18 protein-coding genes and 2 pseudogenes are annotated in these 21,276 nt (G+C 54.3%); 8 read left to right on the plus strand and 12 right to left on the minus strand.

The annotated features are described in order from the left end of the window. Positions 1-13 precede the first annotated feature (13 nt). A pseudogene (locus JMJ04_RS20005) lies at positions 14-1,386 on the minus strand (aldehyde dehydrogenase family protein). Between the two features lie 8 nt (positions 1,387-1,394). After that, entirely contained in the window at positions 1,395-2,492 is a 1,098-nt protein-coding gene (locus JMJ04_RS20010; RefSeq protein WP_201372188.1) for an AMP-binding protein, read from the minus strand. Between the two features lie 208 nt (positions 2,493-2,700). On the opposite strand from JMJ04_RS20010, the gene JMJ04_RS20015 reads away from it, so the two are divergent. Continuing rightward, on the plus strand, positions 2,701-3,615 hold the full coding sequence (locus tag JMJ04_RS20015; protein ID WP_201372189.1) for a LysR family transcriptional regulator: 915 nt from the start codon (positions 2,701-2,703) through the stop codon (positions 3,613-3,615). A 253-nt stretch (positions 3,616-3,868) separates the two neighbouring features. Continuing rightward, complete coding sequence (locus JMJ04_RS20020; protein ID WP_201372190.1) at positions 3,869-4,660, plus strand: DUF899 family protein; 792 nt, start codon at positions 3,869-3,871, stop codon at positions 4,658-4,660. A gap of 281 nt (positions 4,661-4,941) precedes the next feature. Here JMJ04_RS20020 and JMJ04_RS20025 read toward each other — a convergent pair whose 3' ends face one another. After that, positions 4,942-5,442, minus strand: coding sequence for a GNAT family N-acetyltransferase (locus JMJ04_RS20025; protein WP_201372191.1), 501 nt, complete (start codon positions 5,440-5,442; stop codon positions 4,942-4,944). Between the two features lie 1,082 nt (positions 5,443-6,524). Between JMJ04_RS20025 and JMJ04_RS48740 the strand changes: the two genes are divergently transcribed. Together JMJ04_RS48740 and JMJ04_RS20035 are read left to right on the plus strand one after the other, a co-directional pair. Next, complete coding sequence (locus JMJ04_RS48740) at positions 6,525-6,686, plus strand: ATP-binding protein (protein ID WP_420799487.1); 162 nt, start codon at positions 6,525-6,527, stop codon at positions 6,684-6,686. Continuing rightward, positions 6,679-7,038 carry a response regulator gene (locus tag JMJ04_RS20035; protein WP_201372193.1) on the plus strand — a complete coding sequence of 120 codons (360 nt, stop codon included), beginning with the start codon at positions 6,679-6,681 and terminating at the stop codon, positions 7,036-7,038. The genes JMJ04_RS48740 and JMJ04_RS20035 overlap by 8 nt, the downstream gene beginning before the upstream one ends. Before the next feature lie 114 nt (positions 7,039-7,152). Here JMJ04_RS20035 and JMJ04_RS20040 read toward each other — a convergent pair whose 3' ends face one another. Together JMJ04_RS20040 and JMJ04_RS20045 are read right to left on the minus strand one after the other, a co-directional pair. After that, entirely contained in the window at positions 7,153-7,674 is a 522-nt protein-coding gene (locus tag JMJ04_RS20040) for a hypothetical protein (RefSeq protein WP_201372194.1), read from the minus strand. A gap of 51 nt (positions 7,675-7,725) precedes the next feature. Next, a complete protein-coding gene (locus tag JMJ04_RS20045) occupies positions 7,726-8,817 on the minus strand; it encodes a ParM/StbA family protein (RefSeq protein ID WP_201372195.1) in 1,092 nt (363 codons plus the stop codon). Between the two features lie 391 nt (positions 8,818-9,208). On the opposite strand from JMJ04_RS20045, the pseudogene JMJ04_RS20050 reads away from it, so the two are divergent. The 3 genes and pseudogenes from JMJ04_RS20050 to JMJ04_RS20060 all read left to right on the plus strand — a co-directional run bounded on the left by JMJ04_RS20050 (position 9,209) and on the right by JMJ04_RS20060 (position 13,427). Further along, positions 9,209-11,103, plus strand: a pseudogene (locus tag JMJ04_RS20050) (glycoside hydrolase family 15 protein). Positions 11,104-11,676: 573 nt separating this feature from the next. Beyond that, a complete protein-coding gene (locus JMJ04_RS20055) occupies positions 11,677-11,973 on the plus strand; it encodes a hypothetical protein (RefSeq protein ID WP_201372196.1) in 297 nt (98 codons plus the stop codon). A gap of 239 nt (positions 11,974-12,212) precedes the next feature. Next, on the plus strand, positions 12,213-13,427 hold the full coding sequence (locus tag JMJ04_RS20060) for a WD40/YVTN/BNR-like repeat-containing protein (protein WP_201372197.1): 1,215 nt from the start codon (positions 12,213-12,215) through the stop codon (positions 13,425-13,427). A gap of 48 nt (positions 13,428-13,475) precedes the next feature. Here JMJ04_RS20060 and JMJ04_RS20065 read toward each other — a convergent pair whose 3' ends face one another. Then, positions 13,476-13,934, minus strand: coding sequence for a hypothetical protein (locus JMJ04_RS20065; protein WP_201372198.1), 459 nt, complete (start codon positions 13,932-13,934; stop codon positions 13,476-13,478). 325 nt (positions 13,935-14,259) lie between these two features. On the opposite strand from JMJ04_RS20065, the gene JMJ04_RS20070 reads away from it, so the two are divergent. Next, the gene (locus JMJ04_RS20070) at positions 14,260-14,679 is read left to right on the plus strand and encodes a response regulator (RefSeq protein ID WP_201372199.1); all 420 of its coding nucleotides are present in this window, start codon (positions 14,260-14,262) and stop codon (positions 14,677-14,679) included. A gap of 141 nt (positions 14,680-14,820) precedes the next feature. Here the strand turns inward: JMJ04_RS20070 and ptsP are convergent, their stop codons facing one another. The 6 genes from ptsP to JMJ04_RS20100 form a co-directional block, all read right to left on the minus strand. After that, positions 14,821-16,533 (minus strand): phosphoenolpyruvate--protein phosphotransferase, encoded by a 1,713-nt coding sequence (gene ptsP, locus JMJ04_RS20075; RefSeq protein WP_201372200.1) that lies wholly within the window; start codon positions 16,531-16,533, stop codon positions 14,821-14,823. 6 nt (positions 16,534-16,539) lie between these two features. Further along, entirely contained in the window at positions 16,540-16,821 is a 282-nt protein-coding gene (locus tag JMJ04_RS20080) for an HPr family phosphocarrier protein (protein WP_201372201.1), read from the minus strand. Between the two features lie 97 nt (positions 16,822-16,918). Continuing rightward, entirely contained in the window at positions 16,919-17,323 is a 405-nt protein-coding gene (locus tag JMJ04_RS20085) for a PTS sugar transporter subunit IIA (RefSeq protein ID WP_201372202.1), read from the minus strand. A gap of 193 nt (positions 17,324-17,516) precedes the next feature. Next, positions 17,517-17,969, minus strand: a complete 453-nt coding sequence (locus tag JMJ04_RS20090) for a PTS sugar transporter subunit IIA (protein ID WP_201372203.1) — start codon at positions 17,967-17,969, stop codon at positions 17,517-17,519. Between the two features lie 98 nt (positions 17,970-18,067). Next, entirely contained in the window at positions 18,068-19,645 is a 1,578-nt protein-coding gene (gene nagE / locus JMJ04_RS20095) for an N-acetylglucosamine-specific PTS transporter subunit IIBC (RefSeq protein WP_201372204.1), read from the minus strand. 379 nt (positions 19,646-20,024) lie between these two features. After that, positions 20,025-20,933 (minus strand): MerR family transcriptional regulator, encoded by a 909-nt coding sequence (locus JMJ04_RS20100; protein WP_201372205.1) that lies wholly within the window; start codon positions 20,931-20,933, stop codon positions 20,025-20,027. Positions 20,934-21,276 lie beyond the last annotated feature (343 nt).

The following is a 21,276-nucleotide window of genomic DNA, read 5'->3' on the forward strand; positions in this document are numbered from 1 at the left end:
GCGCAGTCGCGTCTCAGTCGCGGATGACGGCTTTGGTCCGCATCAGGAACTCGCCAAGGTAGCCATCGTGTGGGATACCTGGCTTCAGCCAATACGTCGGATGGTTGCCGATGTAGAGATTCTTAATGGTGGGCTCCGTGAGCAGCTCGTCCAGCAGATGCTCGTCCTTTGTCACCGCGGTAAGCACCAGGGTCTGCTTCAACGGAGCGATCCCGGCCGCCCGCGTCCAGGGCGCGACCCACACGCACGGAAAAGCTAGTTCAATGTTCGCCTGGGGCGCGTCGGGGCGGTCCAGTTGGTGGACGGCAGGCCGCAGCACCGCGCTGCCATCCCCCAGGTCATCGACGACGCCCTCGCCCCCAGGAGCGCCCTGGTCCCTACCGCTTTGGCCAACAGGTAGCGCTCGATCTTCTGCGCCGCCTCGAGGGGATAGGCTGTCAGCACTGCCTGTTCATCCTCCGGCGGCAGGCTCTTAATCGCCGCGAGCCGCTCGGCAATGGCTTCAGCGACCGGCGTCGGGTCGCCCTCCACGAACACCGCCGTGGTGTTGATGCAGGCCCTCCCGCCCTCGTGGCTGATCGAGGCGACGATCATGTCGAGATATTCACGCCAATCGGCATCAGCAGTGAGTAGGATCTTCGATTGACCTGGTCCTTGCGGCAGCACCGTGGGATTGGTGGCGTATGTGTCCACCACCTCCTGGCCTCCGTAGACCATGGAGAGATCGGCCTGACGCAGGATCTCGGAGGCTTCATCGTAATCGGTGGGCAACAAGACGACCTGGTCGTCGCCAAACCCGCAGGCCCGCAGCGCAGCGATCAGCCGAGACGGCGTGAGCGGTTCGCGCCGCGAGGGCCGAACGGCCACCCGGTAACCCAGGGCCAGCGCCTCCAACCAGATGCTATGCACGCCAGGGTAGTTGCCCGGCGCATGCACCGCGAAAACATTCCCGCGCCGGACCCAGACCGCTGTCCCTTCGCGCGCTTTGGGCTCGCGCCAGTCGTTCACCGCACCAATGGGCCGGGCCTGCTGTGCGCTGTCGTACACCTCAGCGGTCTGGCGTGAAATGGCCTCAACCGCTTCGCGCACGATGGAGATCGGCGTGCCGGACATCCGGCTCACGAGATGCTGATACTCAGGAGCAGACATTCCGTTGACCTCTCCATAGGCGAAAAGTTCGCCGGCTCGTGTCAGGGCATCCAGGCGCTCCTCCAATGGCAAGGTACCTGCCTTGCGCAGCGCGGCCATGGCTCGCGTGACGAAGAGCCTGGGCACCAGGCTCAGCTCGGCCAGCGGGTGCCCCGCCACATCCGAGATGGTCAGCCGGTTGTGCGCCCGGTAGGTTCCGTGAGGTCCCAGGGCGTCCACCGCAATCAGATCATGCATTACACGCATTAGTACACCCCCTCAATGACGGCTTCATTGTCAAACTGTGCAACAGGAGTCACATCGGCCACGGAGTCTCCCAGCTGGCCTTCCGGCGGCTCGATCCGTGTGGCCAGGTCACGCTCCAGATTATTGGGCAGCAGCATGTTTTTGCTGAGATGGTGCATCACCACCTGGCCCCGCTCGCCATAGCCGACCCTGCGTCCGGTGGAGGGGTCGATCACGCTGAAGGTGATAAACGGCGAGGGCGGATCGAAGATGCAGGGATCCTCGTCGGTAAGATCCAGGCGCTCGGTGCTGCCTCCCAGGATCATGGTGCTTCCATAGAGCCCCACCAGCTTCACGCCGGGGAAGACCTCGGTCCGATAGAGGTGGCGGGTATCGGCGTCCATGTGCGCGCCGCCCCAGAGGATCGCTTGCACCTTCTGGTTGATCAGTTCCACCAGGTCATCGTGGCGAGCGATCCGTTCCAGCATCGGCGGGGTGGCCGCAAGGAACCCGATGTCCTGGGTGCGCAAAAGATGCGCGACCTGCTCGACAAGGTGTTCGCTGTACGCCTCGGCCTCCGCGATCTTGCTGGCAGCAATCAGCTGCTTGACCCAGCGCGGGTCCATATCGATCGGAAAGGCCAGGCCTCCCCGCTGCGTGGCCTGCCGCTTGAGGGACTCGCCGGCCATATGGGGTCCACTTGGGAAGACGACAAGCCAGTTCACGTTGCGCGGCACGCCGTGCGCATCGAGCCGAGCGCTCATGTGCGCCTGTGAGCGGTCGAACCAGTCACGCAGGAAGACGACGCGCTTGGGAGCCCCGGTGGTGCCCCCGCTCTCATAGACGCCGACAACCTCAGGATGGGGCCCATATCCACGGGGGATCAGGTCCTCGACGCGCACATCGCGTAGTTCATTGACAAGATTGGGAAACAGCGCCAGATCCTCCACGCGCTTGATGTCCTTGCGTGGATCAAAATGCAGAGACCTGGCCCGTTCCAGCCAGTACGCTGAACCAGTTTCGGGGTTGAAGTGCCACTCCATAACGGCACGAACGAATTCCTCTTGATCAACGCTGGCTCCCAGGGGAAGATCGAGGGGAGAATGCAATGCAATCATGGGAAATCACCTTTCTTTCCTGGCCGAATACACTCGACCAACTGAGCACAGGATAGAGATTAATAGTCGTATAGACGCGCTTATACAATCTATTGCTAACACTATTTATATTACGGATAGGTATCCATAAACTCCAATACCAAACCACCTATTGTTTTATAGAGAGGAACCTATCAATGCACGTCAGCAGATGAGGAGGCAGAGTCCGATGAATCTCTTGCAACTGAAGTATTTTCAAACAGTGGCTAGGCTGGAGCATATGACCCAGGCGGCGAGAACGCTCTCGATTGCCCAGCCCTCGCTCAGCCAGACCATTGCGCATCTGGAAGACGAACTGGGAGTGCCGCTCTTTGAGCGACAAGGGAAGCATATCCGGCTCAACGCCTTCGGCAGAGTGCTCCTGCGGCATGTGGAACATCTGTTTGGGGAACTGGACGAGGCCAGGCAGGAGCTTGCTGACCTGGCGGGCACGGAGCATGGCCAGATTGCACTCTCCGTGATTGTGCCCCAGATCTTGCCTGAGCTGCTGGGTGCCTTCCAGGAGCTCCATCCTCACGTCAGCTTCCGCCTCTTCCATCAGCGCACGCTGCAGGCGGCGCAGCAGCAATTGGAACGAGGAGAAATCGACCTATGCATTATCTCTCCTCCGCTTGAGCAGGAGAACACCGACTGGCAGGAGGGTCTTGGCTGGATTCCCTTGCTGAGTGAAGAGATCTATCTGGTGGTGCCGCTCGGACATCCTCTGGCCGGGCGGAAAAGCATTCACTTGTCCGAAGTGGCCCACGAGCCCTTTATCAGTTTAAAGGCTGGGGATAGTTTGCGTGAGCTGACCGACCGCTTCTGTCGCCAGGTGGGTTTTACGCCCAGGATCGTGTTTGAGGGCGACGAGACCGAGACGATTCGCGGCCTGGTCGGGGCTGGCCTGGGGGTGACGTTTATCCCCCGCCTCATGGTGCGCAGTGCCCCTCAACTCGCAGCACGAGTCCTTCCCATCGCCGAACCGCACTGTCAGCGTCAGCTCGGGCTGGCCTGGCGCACCACGCATTACCTCTCGCAGGCGGCACAGCAGTTTCGAGCGTTTGTCATCCAGTATTTCCACCAACTTGAGCAAGAGAGCCCGTGAATCTCTGTGCAGACTCCTGGACTTTGGCCTTGGCTTCGTTATAAAAACGGTACTACAAGCAATATATTATAAATCTACTTTATAGTATTCTTCTTCTTTAGAGAAGCAAAAACGAAAGGAGAATTTGAGCAAGATGGAAGAAGTTTTTTACTTTCTTTGCCAGTAGAATAGATCTAAATGCAAATTGCAAGCAAATATATTCTTCCCATGAGCCATCCCGAGTGCAAGAAGGAGAGGAAAGCAGGAAACACCTATGAACACACGTGATCAGCACAATTTCATCACTGACAGCGACACCTCTGCGCTGCCTGCGGTGGTCGACCGGGCCACCTGGCAGGCGGAACTAGACAAGCTGCTGGTTCGGGAAAAGGCGCACACCCGCGAAGGAGATGCAATCGCGGCGGCTCGCCGACGGCTGCCGATGGTGGAGGTGGACCCTACCATCACCCTGATCGGCCCGCACGGACCGGTCACGCTGCTTGAGGTCTTCGAGGGCCGAAGGCTTCTGATCACCTACTTCCACATGTGGCACACCGGTCAACCCGCTGGCGGCCAGTGCGAGGGCTGCACTTTCTTCAACGGCCAGGTTCGCGAGCTGTCCTACCTGCATTCTCGCGACGTCACCTACGCCACGTTCTGCGAAGGCCCGTATGAGGAGAGCGTATGTTACCGCGACTTCATGGAGTGGGATGTCCCGTGGTACTCGGTGCAAGACTCCGCCGATGCTCTGTTCGCCGGGCGCGGGTTCGGCATGCTGGTGTGTTACCTGCGGCAGGGCAACCGCGTGTTCGAGACCTACTGGACCACCGGCCGCGGTGTGGAGGTGATGGCGCCCAGTTATGGGCTGTTGGACATGACCGTGTACGGCCGGCAGGAGACCTGGGAAGACTCGCCCGCTGGCTGGCCGCAACGGTGGGAAAACAGCGGCGAGCAGTTCCGCACGAACGGACGTCCCTCCGCTCAATGGTCCCGGCTGGGGGCCGAAAGTTCCGACGACCTCGGCAACGGAGCCACCACCTCACACGACTATCAAAACCAGCCGTGACCTGGACAGCATCGACGAGGTCGGGTTTGGGCCAAAGTGTCTGTAGCTACAGACACTTTGGGTTCCTATGGTCGAGTGCAAGGTCCTTCAAGGAGTGCTTGATCTTCGGTAGTGGTAAATAACCCGAAACCTTGCCCGATTTTGCCCTCAAATGTGAGCATTTGCTCTTAATCATGAGCACTGATAAAAATACACCTAGGCAAGCCGCTTCACACCTGGCTTCTCCCATTGATACAATGTAAATTCGTACCGTTGTCATTGGCGTTGAAATACGTCTACTTCTACAAGGCTTGATAATACCGCATGATTGGTAAAGGAACATATCCGGCCTTTTCATAGGTTCTTCTAGCGGGTGCATGACCTGAATCTCCACCGGTCCCCACAATCGCGAGCTTTATGCCACTTTCTTTCATCTTTTCAAGCGCAAAATGGTTCAATGCCGTCCCTATTCCCTGGTTTTGATACTCAGGATGTACAGCAAGCAATTCTACTTCCCCTGTGCTATTCTGACCATTTTCCTGACTATTTAAAGTATAGGCGATAAATCCAGTAATCGTTCCATGTGACTCTGCAACCCAAACAAGCGTTTTCTCGTGCTCTCTACAAATCTTTTCAACGACGGCGCTCTGGGCCTGCTCCCAATCTGGATACAGAAGGGAATAGATTTTGCTTCCCAGCACTTGCTTGAATGAGTGAAAAACGGGAGCCCACGCTAACAATGATAATTGAACCACGTCTTCCAGATCATCAGGAGAGAAAGGTCGAATATACCGATTCATCATAATCCCCTTTGGCATATAAATGATCTCTCGAAACCATTATCAGATCAAAAATTTGGCCACGAAAGAAGTTGGCGAACTGAAGAACAGGGCCGAAGTGCGTTGGTGAACAGATGGGATTTCTAATGCTTCCTATTAGAGCACGCGTCTTCGCAGACTTTCACTTGCTCTTCAAGAAGAAGATAGAGGTTTTTCTCAAAAAACAAGCTCAGCATGTTTTCAGGTCATCGGGCCTGTTGCAGAGAAGTTTATTCTACCATTCTCAATTCAAGTATGCCAGATAGCAAGCCGTTTCCCCAAGCATATTTCTACCAGTGCTCATGATTGAGGGCAAATGCTCACATTCCGGATCTGTCTCGCTTTTGGTGATAAGATCTTCAATAGGCCGTTAAACGTCGAAAACCTGAGCACAAACAATGGAAGGGAACGATAATATAACCTCATCATTCACCAAATGTGAGACAGAGCCCACTGCACATTGTTGATATTTATTCATTCCGCTCTGCAAGCGCCATCATATGTTGCAATGTGACAGCTTATTTGACAGATTACAGGGCGGAATTCTTGGATAGAATGGACGTATTTGGATAGAATGAATGGGGGTTTTGAGCGTAGCGAGGGACCTGAGCGACGTTGGTAACAAGGAGTATCCTTGTAGGAGAGCAGCAAAGGGAGATGCCTGCTTGATTATCTACTCATGATAGAGCCTTGTTGGTTCTACCAGAAGCATGTTCCGATTCTTGCTAAGTGACGCAACACCCCGCAAAAAGCCTGGTGAACCGTAGCATCTCTTTACCTGGGAGCGCCAGGCAAAAACTGAGATCGAGAAGGTGATCCAAGAGCTACAACGGAATCAAGAGTACCTGAATCTCATGCAATATGCGGCACATATAGGTATATTTGAGTGGGGTATCTTAACGAATGCCATTGCGCCTGGACGAAAGATGGGTTCATGGGCATTGTGAGCCATGAGTTACGAACACCAGTGACCAACCTGAAGGTATTTGGTCAGGTGGTGCAAAACAGATTTCAAAAAGCCGGTGACCAGAAATCTATATATCTCTTGAAGAAGTACGATTCCTGGTATCGGGCTGAGGTTGTATATCTTCGCTGAAATCATTAAGCGCTATGGGGGACATATGTGGCTGGAGAGCGAGCCTGAGCAGGGATCAACATTCTATTTCAGCTTAAGAGAGCAGGAGCAAGCGAGCAAATTTTCTACGGAGAAGGAGCCTCAGCATGATTGAGCCGAAACGAATCGTCATTGCAGATGATGATCGGTTTATTCTTGAAGCGATGACTATGATCCTGGAAGACGAGGGGTATATCGTGGAGACGGTGCGCAATGGCGCGGAGGTTGAGAAGCACCTGGATGCAGGGGTGGGCGTTCTGCTACTAGACGTTAGAATGTCGGGTATGGATGGAAGTGAGTTGTGTAAACATTTCAAGAGCCAACCAGCAACCAGGCATATTCCGGTTATCCTCTTTTCGGCCAATAGAGAAACGCAACATATCGCCCAGGAGGCGGGGGCGGATGATTTTCTCGTCAAGCCATTTGAGTTGAGCTTATTGCTGGAAAAGTTGCAGCAATATATGTAGATGATGCAATGAGTGGTTTTTGTGCTTGACTCCTCGTGCTTGTGGTGTTTGCCCTGGTGAGGAGTGCACATTAACAGGCTGCGGCTGTCAATGTGCACCACGCCACCTATGAGCTTAGAGAGTGCTCCAGTAATCGGCGGCGTCATCAGCATTTTGTTCTACGTTAGGCGAAGCCGCGATGATGTTTTCGCCTCCCTGTTGCAGGGCACGCATTCTACCAGTGACCTGGTTTTGTGAGGCGAAGGAGCCGTTGGTGGGCATCTGCTGTGGATAGCGTGGCGCTGTCCCAGCTCCAGGCATGGATGTAGGATTCGATGCTGGTGTGAATATCGCGGGCGATGCTGGCGCTGGCGCCGTGGCACGCGGTGCTGTGGGTGTGGCCTGGGGCGCCACTTCCCGGGCAGGGCTATTCTCAACCTCCGCGGGAAGCGCGATAGCTGGAACACGAACCACTGGTTGAACGATGCCTTTGTTCATCATCTCGTAATATTCAGTCAGACGCAAGGCGATCAATTGACCTGGCTGGTCAATCATATGATGTTTTAAGGCATCCTGCCTCAGTGCCTCCAATGCAGTCGAATCCTTGAGCAGGCTCACTGTGAAGTGAATAAACTTGTCTGACGAATTCTGTGTCATAGCTAAAACCCTCTCTCCCTAAGTGCGTTTGTGAGCTATTCTTACTTTCCTCTAGACCGCGCTGCTGCTTGGGCTGGCTTGCGTTTTGCGCATCAGCAGGCGACCAGCAAGATTGCAGTAGCCGAGTGGGTTCGCGTGGACAGGATCCTCAGGGCGCGAGAGGTGTGGAATGCGCTGCTTCAAGAAGCTATAGAAGTAGTACACGCCTCCACCGATATTGAGTACTGGTTTGAAGCTGGCGGCGACGGCATCGCGGTCGCTCTGGCCCCAGGCGGCGGCGACGAAGGAAGCGATTTCGCTCCCAACCTGCGACACCCCTTCTTTGACCAGGCGCTCAAGCTCAAACTTGCTGATAGCAGTGCCATACGAGGAGACCTCTGGATAGGGTTTCTCGCCCTGTGCGGCGTAGGCATGCATGAGTTCACGCGCTTCAAGCAGCGAGAGCGGGCGATCATATTTGTTTTCAAAGGCATCCATGACCATCTGCGTGGCGCGCTCGACTCCCAAGGGTTTACCTTTACAGTACTCGGTGACAGGCACCTGGCCACGAGCGACATAGAGATCGGTTGTGCGACCGCCGATGTCGATAACGGCGCTCTCTGTACGATTGCTTCCTTTGTCGCCATAGGCAATAAGGGCGCCAGCGCCCTCCATAACCACGGTTGCGACTTCGACGGTGACTCGGCGCATTGTCTGGCTGCCATTGAGGGTAAAAATGTAGGTGCCGTCAAGGGCGGCTTTAATGGCGCTACGCAGAGCCGAGTTTTTGATATAGGTTTCGGCGGGCAGGCCCGTGACAACGTAGATACCGAATTCGGTATCTGGAATCAGCGTTGCCGCGATGGTCAGCAGGCCACGCAGGCTATATTTTCCGGAGTAGCGCTGGATATCGCCGCGTCCATGATAGACATCAATCGATTGTTCGAGCGCGAGGTCGCCCAGTGCGTAGGCACTTTCCTCTTCATAGAATTGAATGATATGGACGTTGGATTGATCGAGTTTAATACCAAGGTTGCGCATCGCGGTTGTATCAACCTTGGAGAATGCGGTAGGAAGGCTAAGTGATTGGATTTTTCCGTTGATAACGGTCACTCCACCTATCTCTGCGTTGCCGAAATCATGACCATAGGGATACCATTTCATCGAAATAGAGTCCTTCTTTACTTGGTTAATATCAGTATGTGCAAATTATTGAGTCCAGTCCTCAATACTTAAACGGTTTAGCCTCAAGTTAGTATCGTCACCTGAGGTAATCGGCCGAAAGAGGCTTCTCTTTAATGGGGCAATTGAAGCAGGACGAGAACGCTTCTTATCGCCGTCTCCTCTCCTCATTGTACTGGTCTAATCTGTTGACGCGCAATCGTTTACTATAAACTCAAGTGAGGGTAATTTTTACGTCGAATGTGAGTGTGGGGCGTCCATGATGTAAGCATGGCTGCCCGTTACAGCCTATTCGCTTGCCTGAGTACTATGATAGAAGAAGATTAGAGCGATAAATTGAAACGCGTTTAGTATGACCCATTTGGGGGATGTGATGGCTAAGGATCATTTGCAAGAGACGTGTCTGACCTCAAAGAGCTATCTGCCTATCGAAGATTATGGCATGATTGGGGATCTGCATACTGTGGCTCTTATTGGCAAAAATGGCTCAATCGATTGGTGTTGCCTGCCTCGCTTCGATTCGCCAAGTGTCTTTGGGCGGTTGCTTGATGTCAATAAGGGCGGCTTCTTTCGTATAGCACCGCCCGAATCCATTATTGCGGGCCATCGGCAGCTCTATTGGCCAGAGACAAATATCCTGATTACGCGTTTCCTCACAAACGATGGCGTCGGCCAAATTATGGATTTTATGCCAGTGTATCCCGCTCAACGCCTTGGATATCAGCACCAGATCATCCGTATAGTAAAGGTTGTGCGCGGTTCGCTGGCCTTTTGCATGGAGTGCCGACCAGCCTTCAATTACGCGCGTGAGGCTCACGAGTTGCAGCTCTCTGAAAGTGGAGCGTTGTTTCAGAGTAGTGAACTGGCCCTGGCACTTGACGCGAGTGTGCCCCTTGAGGCGGATGATTATGGTGGCGTTCATGCCTCGTTTACGCTCCAGGAAGGCGAATCGGCCTACTTCTCCATGGAGTGTGTGACCGAGGGGGAGCTGGTTATTCACTACTACCCCCAGTATTACGAAGATGCGTTTTTGAAGACACGCGCGTACTGGCAGAACTGGTTGTCACAGTGCCAATACCTGGGGCGCTGGCGCGAGGTGGTACGGCGCTCAGCGCTTGTGCTCAAACTCCTGACCTATGCGCCAACGGGGGCCATCGTCGCCGCACCCACCACCAGCCTGCCCGAGACGATTGGTGGCGCGCGCAATTGGGATTATCGCTTTACCTGGCTGCGTGATGCGGCATTTACACTCTATAGTCTGCTCTTACTTGGTTTCTCCCAGGAGGCTGAGGCCTTTATGGGATGGTTGAACGCTCGTTGTCATGAGATTGAGGAGGATGGTGGTCTACAACCCATATACGGCATTGATGGCAGTCATGACCTCTCTGAACATACCCTGGACCACCTGGAAGGGTACCTGGGGAGCCGCCCCGTGCGTATTGGCAATGGTGCGTATAATCAAAAACAGCTCGACATCTATGGTGAGCTGATGGACGCCATTTACATTTATAATCGCTACGAGGACATTTCCTATGATCTATGGCAGAACTTGCGTCGCCTGCTTGGCTGGTTGACTCTGCACTGGCATGAGCCTGATGAGGGGATTTGGGAGGTGCGAGGGGGTCCCAAACCCTTCGTCCATTCGCGCCTGATGAGCTGGGTGGCCTTTGACCGTGCCATTCGCCTGACACGTCATCGTGGCTGGTATGCCCCCTTGAGGAATGGCTGCGCACAAGCGGCATCATTTATGAAGAGATTATGCGCAAAGGCTGGAGCGACAAAAAAGGGAGCTTTGTGCAGTACTATGGGAGTGAGGCTGTCGATGCCAGTGCGCTACTGATCTCAATCACCAAATTTCTGGGGGCGACCGATCCGCGCATGTTAAGCACGGTGGAGTGCATCAAACATGAGCTAAGTCGTGACTCGCTCGTATATCGCTACCACCCCGAACAGGCCGCCGATGACGGTTTGCGTAGCCAGGAGGGAGTGTTTAGCCCCTGTAGTTTCTGGCTGGCCGAGGCGCTGGCAAATGCGGGCCAGTTGGAAGAGGCGCGCCTGATTCTGGAGAATGTGTTTACCTATGCCAACCACCTGGGATTGTATGCGGAAGAGATTGGACCAACGGGCGAGGCGCTGGGAAATTATCCGCAAGCCTTTACCCACCTCTCACTGATTACCGCCTGCCATACGGTTGACCAGGCGCTCAATAATCCGATGATGCGTTATCGCAGTCGCGAATTTAACCTGTTCGCGCCGGGTAGAGTCTAAAAAGCTCTTGCAGTAGCGTTGAGTTGTGCGTAGCCCGACGCTGCTAAAGCACGCGTCTACATAGCATGTACTTATATGTAGACGCGTGCTTTAGCAGCGTCGGGCGCTCTGTATACCGCTATACCTCTGTCGCAAGCCTACTTGCCCGCCGGAAGCTGTGCTCTTGCGTCGAAAATCATCTTTGATGCGTGTGGAACTGAGAGAGATTTATAGTGGAGGTCCTATAATCGTTACCTTTGTAGGTGTAAAGGTGTGAAGATTGTATAATAGAGCAGAAGGGTTCCTCTCCTGGCAGGAAGAGATAATCGCTGACCGAGTGTGCTTTTAGCTGTATCTGCGAAAGGAATCATTGTTTGTTTGCTCCCTGCCCTTCTTGTCTTCTACGAAAAGAGTAGAGGGCACTTCATGCGCTTTCGCTTTTTCATAGTTTTTAGTGTCAGATAAGAGCGGCTTCATTTTTAGACCTCATGAGGAGGAAAATCGATGTATTGTCCCAAGTGTCGTGTTGACAGCATGACTGAGGATACATTTTGTCGTCAGTGTGGGAATGAGCTGGTAGAAACATCCAGAAGTATGGTCACAACACATCAGGCGAGTCTGCCCGCGGTATTATATAATCCGCAGGTCTCTAAAGGTGTTGCTGCTGGTGTGGGGGCTATCGCGCTTGGTGTAGGTATTGAGTTGTTGCGCCGTAATCTTCTGGCACGTCTGGCACCTTCGCCCCGCATGGTTGCGAGTTCTTTACCCTCAGTAAAGAACATTAAAGATGTGTTGATGCCTCAGAACGAGAAAACTACGAAGCTCCCCAAGGGCTATGAAGTCCAGGAGACCGTCGTATACATGCAACGGGTCATTCGGCGGGCGCGCTAGCCTGGAATCCTATATGGCCTTCTCGGCTGGTATACTCACCAGGAGTAGGGCGTGTTGGTGTGCGGTGCAAGCGAATGCCCAGAACCCCACACCAACACGCCCTACTCCTGAGCGCCGCAGGCGCGAAGGACCCATATTTTCGAGAATTAAATAGCCCTGGCGAAAGGGGCAAGAAGCTTGCCTTTCTTCCCTGAGCACTGTATGTTATAGTTGCATCATGTTTTGAGGGAGAAAAATTCGTGCAGGCACAACGATCACGTTCTGAGCGTGTTTTTTTATTTTGGCGCCGGTTAGCTACTTGTGTGATGGGGAGCGTCGTCTTGCTCTCCCTGCTTGCGGCCTGTGGCTCTGGCGCGGGCGCTCTGGGGGGAGGCGACTGGCAGCAGAGCAGCCTGCGCCAGCCTGAGATACGGGCACTGGTGGCGCAACCAGACGACCCTAATACCCTGTATGCTGGCAATAGCCAGGGGCAGATATTTTATAGTACCGATGGTGGTAATAAGTGGGGCAGCACCAGCCCGGAAGTGCTCCAGGGAAGCGCAATTCAGGCGCTTACCTTTGACAGTGCGGGGAAGAAATTGTACGCGGCAACAGAGCACGGCCTCTTTGTTAGCTCGGCACCTACGCAGCAGTGGCAGACGCTTGTGAATGCATCAACGCATCTGCCCTCGACCAGTTATACCACCATCGCTGTCGACGAGGTGCGCTCTAACCATCTCTATGCTGGCACAGTTGACCAGGGAGTCTTCATAAGTAGCGATAATGGCATTACCTGGAAGCAGGCGAACTCGGGCCTGCCAGGTCACGTGGCGATCAAGCAACTGGTGTATGATCCTGCGACGCATCGACTCTGGGCCGTGAGTGCTGGGGGCCTCTATCGCTCAGATGACCGGGGCGAGAACTGGCAGGCGGTGTCAACGAGCCTACCAGCGACGACCGAGCTAAATGTAGTCATGCCCGCCTCCGTTGGCGGGGGACGCCAGGGATTGATCTACCTGGGAACCTCGAAGGGAACCCTTCTCTCACAAGATAATGGCCTGCATTGGATAAGTGGAAAATCGCCTCTGCCAGGGCTACAGATTTACAGTATCCTGGTTGATTTTCGCCAGCAAACGAATACGGTCCCGGTCTATGTTGGTAGCAGTATCGGGCCGCTACGCAGCGATGACGAGGGACAAAGCTGGCGTAGCATTGCCAGCGGCTGGCCCCGGAAGGTCCCTGCCTATACTATGATCTTGGGAGCTAGCGACTATGCTCGTTTATATGTCGCTGGTCGCGATGCCCTTTATCAGTATCCTGGTACGAGCACAGGCTTCTCGGCTGATCGGTTGCTCCCGTTTGTAATCGTAGTTGCGTTCTTTGGCCTGCTCTACTGGCTCCTTCAACGTGGACGAAGGCGTGGTTTGCGGAGCAGGGAATCGGAGCGCGAGAGCGGGGCGACACAGAAGGATTAAGTATATCATCCAGCAAAGAAGATGAGATGTGAGAGGGCGTAACGCCCTCTACGGATGATGTGTGCCCAGGAAGGCAACGGCGAGATAGAGGAGATAGAGGAGGACGCAGATCAGGACAATCGTGCCATAGCAGGTGAGTGACCAGGCACGCTTGGTATTGAGGGCCTGGCGCAACTGCTCACCCATGTCAGGTGGATCTAGCTCCAGGTCGGGATGTAGCTCTTGCAGGTGAGGGAGGAAGGCGCGAAAATCTTTGGCATTACTCATGCCCTCCGCTAAAATAATGGTCTCCCCATCCGTCAGGTCGGCCATAAGAACCAGCTTGGAGGGGGTTGGATCACCGGGAGTGAGAATCAGGCGTTTGAGCTCCTCCAGGGGTAGGCGTATTTCATGGCCTTCCTCTAGCGAGGTAACGACCAGTTCATCCTTATAGAGCTGTATCTCTTTGCCCATGCCATAACGTACGGCACTGATGGGGTACTTTTTGACTACTTCATTATCGCTCATGCGTACTTCTTCTCTCTGAGATAAGAGTGGTCTATCGACTAAGATTGTACAGCATATTGATGTGAGCGTCGAGAGTGGAGGACTTGCTACTGATAGGGGAGCCTGATAAGGCTTTGCGAGGGGAAGCGGGTTTTCTTGACAGAAAGCGCATTTGAATTTACAATCAAGAGAGAATATCAGAGCAAGCAGCCAGGCGCTTTTGCCCCTTGGGGTAAGAGGCGTGTGAGCTGTATAGACGACAGCGTCTCACCTCTAGGCGCGTTCCTGCCATCCCGTGAACGGAGATGGGCCTCCAGAACGGAGTTTCGGTGAAAGTTGCGGTGTTATGGTCCAAGTAGGTTTGCTGGAAGATAATGTACGCATAGCACGCCTGTGTGCAACCATGCTGCAATATGCAGGTCATCAGGTGACGATCTATGACCATGCTCTCGAATGCCTGCAAGCGTTACTCCCCCCAACAGAGATCTCTTCCCAAGCCACTTCCTTGCAGCCTCCCCTTTTGCCGGTCGATGTACTGATCCTTGATCTGCATCTGCCAGATGTTGATGGTTTAGATGTGCTACGCCGCTTACAGGCGCATCCCCTCACACAACGCCTCCCGCTGATCTTTTGCACCGCGGCTGCGCTCTCCGAAGTTGAACTGGCTCTAACGATTGCTCCTCACGCCAGCGTGATTGAGAAGCCTTTCACCTTTAAGGACCTAACTTCGGCAGTCATTAATGTCTTGCCCTCGGCGACCAAGTAGGGGCATAAAAGCGTCTTCACGCCTACGGCGCTCATAGATAAAGGGTGTGTGCATACATAATGGACAAAAGCCCATTATGTATGCACACACCCTTTATCCAACGTCTTCCGCCCCGTTTGTTAGTGAGCTGGCAGCATAAATCTACGCAAGAGATTCCAGGTAGGCATGCACCGCCTGGGCATTAGGCAGACCGAGGGTGTGAAGCGCGATGGCGCGAGCCTGCTCGGTACCTAACTGGCGTAGACGTTGTTTGACGAGCGGGACAAAGCTGGCTGTCATGCTAAACTCGTCCAGTCCCAGGCCAAGGAGAACCACTGCCGCCAGGGGATTTCCAGCCAGTTCGCCACAGAGGCCAACCCATTTCCCATGCGTATGGGCGGCGTCGATAACCATGCGGATGAAGCGCAAGACCGCTGGATGGAGGGCATCAGCGAGGTGAGCCACGGCGGAGTTGGTGCGGTCGGCTGCCATCACATATTGAGTGAGATCGTTGGTGCCAATGCTAAAGAAATCGACATGTGGTGCAATGACATCAGCCATCACGGCGGCCGCAGGTACTTCAACCATGATGCCGATTTCAACCTGTTGCGCGTACCGGGTGTTTTGCGCACTGAGAGTGGCCTGAGCCTGCTGGACCTGTGTTCGCAGGGCCTCGACCTCTTCCAGGCTGCTTACCATGGGGAACATGATTTTGAGATTGTGGCCCTCACCAGCTCTGAGCAGCGCGCGGAGTTGCGCTTGCAGGAGGTCGTTATGTTCCAGGGCCAGGCGTGCACCACGGATACCTAGAAATGGGTTCATCTCGTTGCTCATGTGCAGGTATGAGGCGGGTTTGTCGCCGCCGATATCAAATGTACGCACGACAACGGGGCGCTGGTTCATCGCCTGGAGAATGGAGCGGTAGATGGCGTATTGCTCGTCCTCGTCTGGGGCGGCCTCACGCTCCATGAAGAGAAATTCTGTGCGCAGAAGACCAACACCATCGGCTCCCTGGCGCAGGGCTTCGGCAACCTGTTCTGGTGTGCCAATGTTCGCGACGACCTCTATCGTGTGCCCATCGCGTGTCGTTGCGGGCTGGCGCGCATCCTGGAATGCATCCTGGCGCGCCTGGGTCAGGGCCTGGATTTCTTGCTGGTAGGTTGCAAGGGTGGCTTTATCTGGATCCAGGATAATTTCTCCACTCGCCCCATTCACGATGGCCCGTTGCCCATCATGGAGGTTTTCAATGGCCTTCCCAAGCCCGGTGATAGCTGGAATGCCAAGCGCTTTCGCCAGAATGGCCACATGGGAGGTTGGACCACCTTCGGCGATACAGAAGGCGCGTATCTTCTCGTTTTCAAATTGAATAGTCTGGGAGGGCGTGAGATCCTGAGCGACAATGATCGCGGGCTCGGAGAGCGCCAGTTTCTGCTCCTCGACACCTTGTAAGATCCGCAAGACACGTTGGGCAACATCTTGCAGGTCCGTAGCGCGGGCGGCGAGATATTCATCATCAATGGCCCGTAATTCGGCGACGGCCTGTTGCGTGCTCTCTTGCCAGGCGTAGGCAGCGCTTACCTGTTGTTGCTGTAGCATACTGTTTACCCGGTCAAGTAGTTCTGGATCGTCGAGAAACATTTCGTGGGCTTCAAAAATAGCGGCCTCGCCTGCGCCAACGTTGTGCTGCGCCTGCGTTGCGAGCGCCTGAATTTCTTGCCTGGCCTGAGCAAAGGCCTCCTCCAGGCGCGCCTTTTCTCTCGCGGGATCGGTGCTTGTGCTGTGGGCGACATTCAGGGCCGCCTCCGCATAGTGATGAAGGTGTCCGATGGCGATACCAGGAGAGGCTCCGACGCCTCGCAAGGTGGTGGTGGGCATGCCTATCTACTCCGTCTCCTGAAAGTTTTGCTTGATCAGTTCGCAAAGCGCTTTGACGGCGGCCTGTTCATCATCGCCCTCAGCGGTAATACGCAACTGGTCATTCATCTGAATGCTGGCCGAAAGAAGGCGGAGCATGCTCTTCGCATTGACCGGCTGACTCCCCTTGGTTATATTCTCAATAGAGATGGCCGAGGCGTATTGCGCGGCCCTTTTGGCAAAGAGGGCCGCTGGGCGTGCATGCAGCCCAACTTCATGTTGAATGATAACTTCCTGTGATGTAGCCAAAGGTATCTCCCTTTCCAGTATGCTCTACTCTCAAAGATGGGGGTAACGTTTTGGGTTGCTCCTGTTACCTTTCTGAAGAACGGTTACAAAGGTGGGCTTATTCGTCTTCGTCAGCAGGCTGACCACTGAGGCGAATGACCCCTTCACGTGCGGTTTGAACCGCGAGGCTGGCTAACTCTTGCAGCGTCGAATTCTCGCGCTGGGTAAGCATCTCCAGGAGCATAGGTAGATTGGTGCCACAAATGACCTCTGTGTCGCTCTTGGCCAGGTGCAGCCCGATATTGGCCGGACTCCCGCCGAGAATATCTACAAGGATGAGTGCTCCTCCCTGGTCTCCAACTTGCAGGAGCGCGGCCTCTATTTCATGACGCAACGTGGCAAGATCCGCCTGAGGAGGCATGCCAATCGCGATCAGCCGCTCCTGAGGACCAATAATCATCTCCGCTGCATTTTTGAGACCTTCCGCCAGTATGCCATGCGACACAAGGACAATCCCAATCAAGTGTTTCCCTCTCTTTGATGCAAGCAAGGAGACACCAGGTGTGGTCGTGCAGGTGTCTCAAGGTAATGCCTCTTCGGAAACCTGGGCGCGTGAACGCTAGCCACGAGAGTGGCGCCGTGCCCCCGGATGGAGGTTGGTTTCCGTCTAAGAAGGTAGTGAACGTTGAACGAATAGCCAGGAATAGAATACTAATCTAGACTTCCAGGACAAAAAGCACATCTCGCCCAGCTTTAACAGGCCCCTGGGCATGCTGTGTGACTGTTCCCGCACCCGAAGAGACGACGGGGCTGATGACGGATTTGCCCAAGCGCTCGATGGTAGCCCGATTGAAGCGTACAATCGGCGTTCCAGCCTCAACGTGCTGCCCCTCAGTGGCGATATTCTCAAAGCCCTCACCGCCCAATTCAATTGTGTCCAGGCCAATGTGGACGATCAGTTCCACGCCTTCGGGAGTGGCGATACCAAAGGCGTGACCGCCAGGGAAGAGCTTGATGAGGTCGCCGCTCACGGGTGCGACCGCGACCGCACCTTCTGGCGCGATAGCGACGCCGTCTCCAGCCATCTTCTGCGCGAAGACTTCATCGGGAACGGTTTCCAGGGCGACGGCCGTGCCATCAATGGGTGCTAAAATGGGAATACGTGCCATTATGTTCCTTCCATCCAGGTAAAATGTAAAAACCAGGTATGCTAGCCGTATGAGTAGCCAGCCTATACAATGACTGGCTACTCATACGGCATCGGGCGTTAAGCGTTTTCTTCGACAGTGGTCTTCTCTTTAATAATGCGGCCCATACGAGCAGCTATGCGATCCGACTGGGTTCCCATCACTACCTGTACAACTTTACCGCGTTTGACAACCCCAGAGGCGCCAAGGCTCTTCAAGCGAGGCTCGTCAATTGAATCAGGCTCGTTGATGAAGAGGCGCAGGCGCGTGATGCAGCCCTCAACGCTCTGGATGTTCTCTTTGCCACCCAGGGCATCAACGACGTTGCGCGCCAGGACTGTATCTTTGTCTTCTTCAGCCGTGGTCGTCGTTGCGGCGGCAACAGTGCCTGGTTTGGGGCCGCGCTGGCTCTCGGGGAGAATCCAGTCCGCGCTCAGGCCGGTGGATTCTTCGCCGCGTCCAGGTGTCCCCAGGTTGAAGCGCTTGATGCAGAAGCTGAAGATAAAGTAGTAGACGACGCCGTAGATGAGACCGATGAGCAAGAGTAACAGCGGGTTGGTCGTATTCGACTTGTTAAAGTTCAGGGCATAGTCGATAAAGCCAGCCGAGAAACCGAAGCCGATTTTAATATTGAGCAGGGTACAGATGGCTAGCGCGGTTCCTGTGAGCAAGGCATGGATGACGAAGAGAACTGGCGCGACAAACAGGAACGCGAACTCGATAGGCTCTGTGATACCGGTCAGGAACGAGGCGAAAGCGGCGGAGAGCAGGATACCAGCCGCGACCTTCGGGTATTTCGCCTGGCGAATCATGGCCAGACAGGCACCTGGTAGACCGAACATCATCATGGGGAAGAAGCCAGCCATGAAGTTGCCGGCGGTGGGATCGCCCGCGAAGTAGCGGTTCAGATCTCCATGAACTACGCCAGTCGCACCATTGTATGTGCCGAGCTGGAACCAGACATACGAGTTCAGCACGTGATGCAGACCAACGGGGATCAGCAAACGGTTCAAAAAGCCATAAATACCAGTGCCGATGGGGCCAAGGGAGACGATGCCCAGGCCTACACTATTGATGCCCTGCTGGATAGGGGGCCAGATATAGCCCAGGACAATACCCAGAATAAGCATTATAAAGGCGGTAATGATAGGGACAAAGCGGCGTCCGCCAAAGAAGGCCAGGTAATCAGGCAGGCGGATATCATGGAAACGTTTATACAGCCCGGCTGTGATGAGTCCAACCATGATGCCAGAGAGGACGCCCATACTAATGCTGGGATCGGGCTTCCCATCGACCTGGGGGATAACGGTATTGAAGACGGCAGTAAAGACCAGGAAACCGACCAGGCCTGCGAGGGCGGCTGCGCCCTCACCACCAGCAAGACCGATGGCGATGCCAATGGCAAAAATCATTGGCAGGTTGCTGAAGACCGCATTGCCTGCTGCCGCCAGCCAGGGACCAAAGACATGGCTCCCGATAGCCACCATCCAGGGTAATTGTACGAAGTCGTCCTGTCCAAAGCGCAGCAGCAGGGCGGCGGCTGGCAGAACGGCGATAGGTAGCATAAGCGAGCGGCCAATACTTTGCGCGCCGCCTAAAATACGGTCCCATCCGCTCGATTGAGAGGATGTGGAGACGGCTGGATTGCCAATACTCATGTGTTGTGCTCCTCTTTCCTTGCGAGTCTGGCGTAATGAAAAGTCGCTTGTATGAAGGGGACCTTTCTCTACGCATTCCATTGCGCGTGAATCTCTGATCCGACCACCCTTGTCCCCGAATGGGGGAAGCGCTAGACACGTACGTGGCGTTGGGTTTCGGAATAAGATCGCAGTCGAAAAATGAGAAAACGAGTGCTGTATTGATACCAACATTGTATCGAAAGGACGAACGGTGTCTTTGTGGATTCACCTCCTTTTACGTCTATGGTGCTCCATTGACATAGACTTTTCTTATTGGCCACATGCGCGTGAAAAACGAACAAAATGTGCTATCAGAATCTCTTGCTCGGGTTGAGTGACAGGGAAAGAGCAAGCGGACTCAACCCTTGGGTGTACTAGCTCCATGGCCCTGGCGTGTCTGTTGGCCGAAAAAGAAGGACGATTTGCTGGTATTGCTACTATCGCGCTTCTCAACGGGAAATTGAATCTCAGTGATATAAGAGTCAAAATCCCCTTCGCGTTGCAGACAGACCTTGCGGCAATGGCCGGTAATGGTGTAGTCATTGACCTGGAGCCACATGCCCAATGCCTGGTAGGCCTCCATCATGGTATCGGGACTGCCGTGATGGAGGAGTGTTGCCATGGTATTGACTCCCGGAAGCTCGCGTACCGTGATTTTTCCACCGCTCTGCTCCACAATGTTGCCAACGGAGGAGCTATGTACGGGAACTGCGATCTCAATGCCACTGGTATCATCTTCGTGATAGCCACCATCTTGTTCGATATAGAGAAGATGATCGACCTGCTTTACGCCCTGGCGTTGAAGAAAGTCAAGCATCTCGTTCGCAAGTTGATGTCGTTGTGTGCTATTTGCCACAACCTTTCGGCTTGAAGCGACGATTTGAGGTTTAATCTTTTTGATGGCCACTTCGTGAGTAGGTTTCGCATCATCCATCTCAATCTGTTTGAGACGAGATTCGACACGTGCCAGCCGTTCTTGTTCTGCCTGGACACGTTGCTGGAGTTCGATTTGTTTGAGTCGGAGCATGCCACGTATTTGCGCAGGAGGAACCTCTTCGTCCAGGAGCTGGACGATTTGCGAGAGCTCAAATCCCAGGTCTTTAAAGGCCAAAATACGGTTCAGACGGGGTAACTGGTCAATCGAGTAGTAGCGATACCCCGTTGTGGGATCGACCTGTACTGGTTTGAGCAGCCCAATTTCATCATAGTAGCGAAGTGTGCGCATGGACACCTGACTCAACTTTGAGAAATCGCTAATTTTGAACAAGGCTTGCGTTCCTCTTTCTCTTGCAGAATCTCCAGGGATAGGTAGAACTCGTCATCGCGTTCTTGCTGAAGTTATTACTAAGCATAAACTTTACCGTGACGTGAAAGTCAAGTCTTCTTCAGACGAAATTTTCTCTTGAGAGAAATGTAGCAGAAAAATAGCAAGCAAACTATCGTGTAGTAGGTAGTGTGGCATGCTCTCGTAGCCTCAGGCTACGAGAGCATGCCACACTACCTACTACACAACGAGCGCCGCAGGCGCGAGGAGTCAAGTCAAAAAAAGAGCCAGGAGAGAGAAAGCATATCCTCTCTCCTGGCTCTGTCTCGCGTCTAGAGTCTTGCTT

Origin of the sequence: Ktedonobacter robiniae, from assembly GCF_016587375.1 — a bacterium.
Lineage (GTDB): Bacteria > Chloroflexota > Ktedonobacteria > Ktedonobacterales > Ktedonobacteraceae > Ktedonobacter > Ktedonobacter robiniae.

What these genes read in the sequence shown, in the direction of transcription:
- JMJ04_RS20025 (WP_201372191.1), bottom strand. Translation starts at nt 5,442, where the DNA reads ATGATGAATCGGTATATTCGACCTTTCTCTCCTGATGATCTGGAAGAC.
- JMJ04_RS20040 (WP_201372194.1), bottom strand. Translation starts at nt 7,674, where the DNA reads ATGACACAGAATTCGTCAGACAAGTTTATTCACTTCACAGTGAGCCTG.
- JMJ04_RS20090 (WP_201372203.1), bottom strand. Translation starts at nt 17,969, where the DNA reads ATGGCACGTATTCCCATTTTAGCACCCATTGATGGCACGGCCGTCGCC.
- JMJ04_RS20065 (WP_201372198.1), bottom strand. Translation starts at nt 13,934, where the DNA reads ATGAGCGATAATGAAGTAGTCAAAAAGTACCCCATCAGTGCCGTACGT.
- ptsP (WP_201372200.1), bottom strand. Translation starts at nt 16,533, where the DNA reads ATGCCCACCACCACCTTGCGAGGCGTCGGAGCCTCTCCTGGTATCGCC.
- JMJ04_RS20015 (WP_201372189.1), top strand. Translation starts at nt 2,701, where the DNA reads ATGAATCTCTTGCAACTGAAGTATTTTCAAACAGTGGCTAGGCTGGAG.
- JMJ04_RS20045 (WP_201372195.1), bottom strand. Translation starts at nt 8,817, where the DNA reads ATGAAATGGTATCCCTATGGTCATGATTTCGGCAACGCAGAGATAGGT.
- JMJ04_RS20055 (WP_201372196.1), top strand. Translation starts at nt 11,677, where the DNA reads ATGGTCACAACACATCAGGCGAGTCTGCCCGCGGTATTATATAATCCG.
- JMJ04_RS20070 (WP_201372199.1), top strand. Translation starts at nt 14,260, where the DNA reads ATGGTCCAAGTAGGTTTGCTGGAAGATAATGTACGCATAGCACGCCTG.
- JMJ04_RS20020 (WP_201372190.1), top strand. Translation starts at nt 3,869, where the DNA reads ATGAACACACGTGATCAGCACAATTTCATCACTGACAGCGACACCTCT.
- JMJ04_RS20010 (WP_201372188.1), bottom strand. Translation starts at nt 2,492, where the DNA reads ATGATTGCATTGCATTCTCCCCTCGATCTTCCCCTGGGAGCCAGCGTT.
- JMJ04_RS20035 (WP_201372193.1), top strand. Translation starts at nt 6,679, where the DNA reads ATGATTGAGCCGAAACGAATCGTCATTGCAGATGATGATCGGTTTATT.
- nagE (WP_201372204.1), bottom strand. Translation starts at nt 19,645, where the DNA reads ATGAGTATTGGCAATCCAGCCGTCTCCACATCCTCTCAATCGAGCGGA.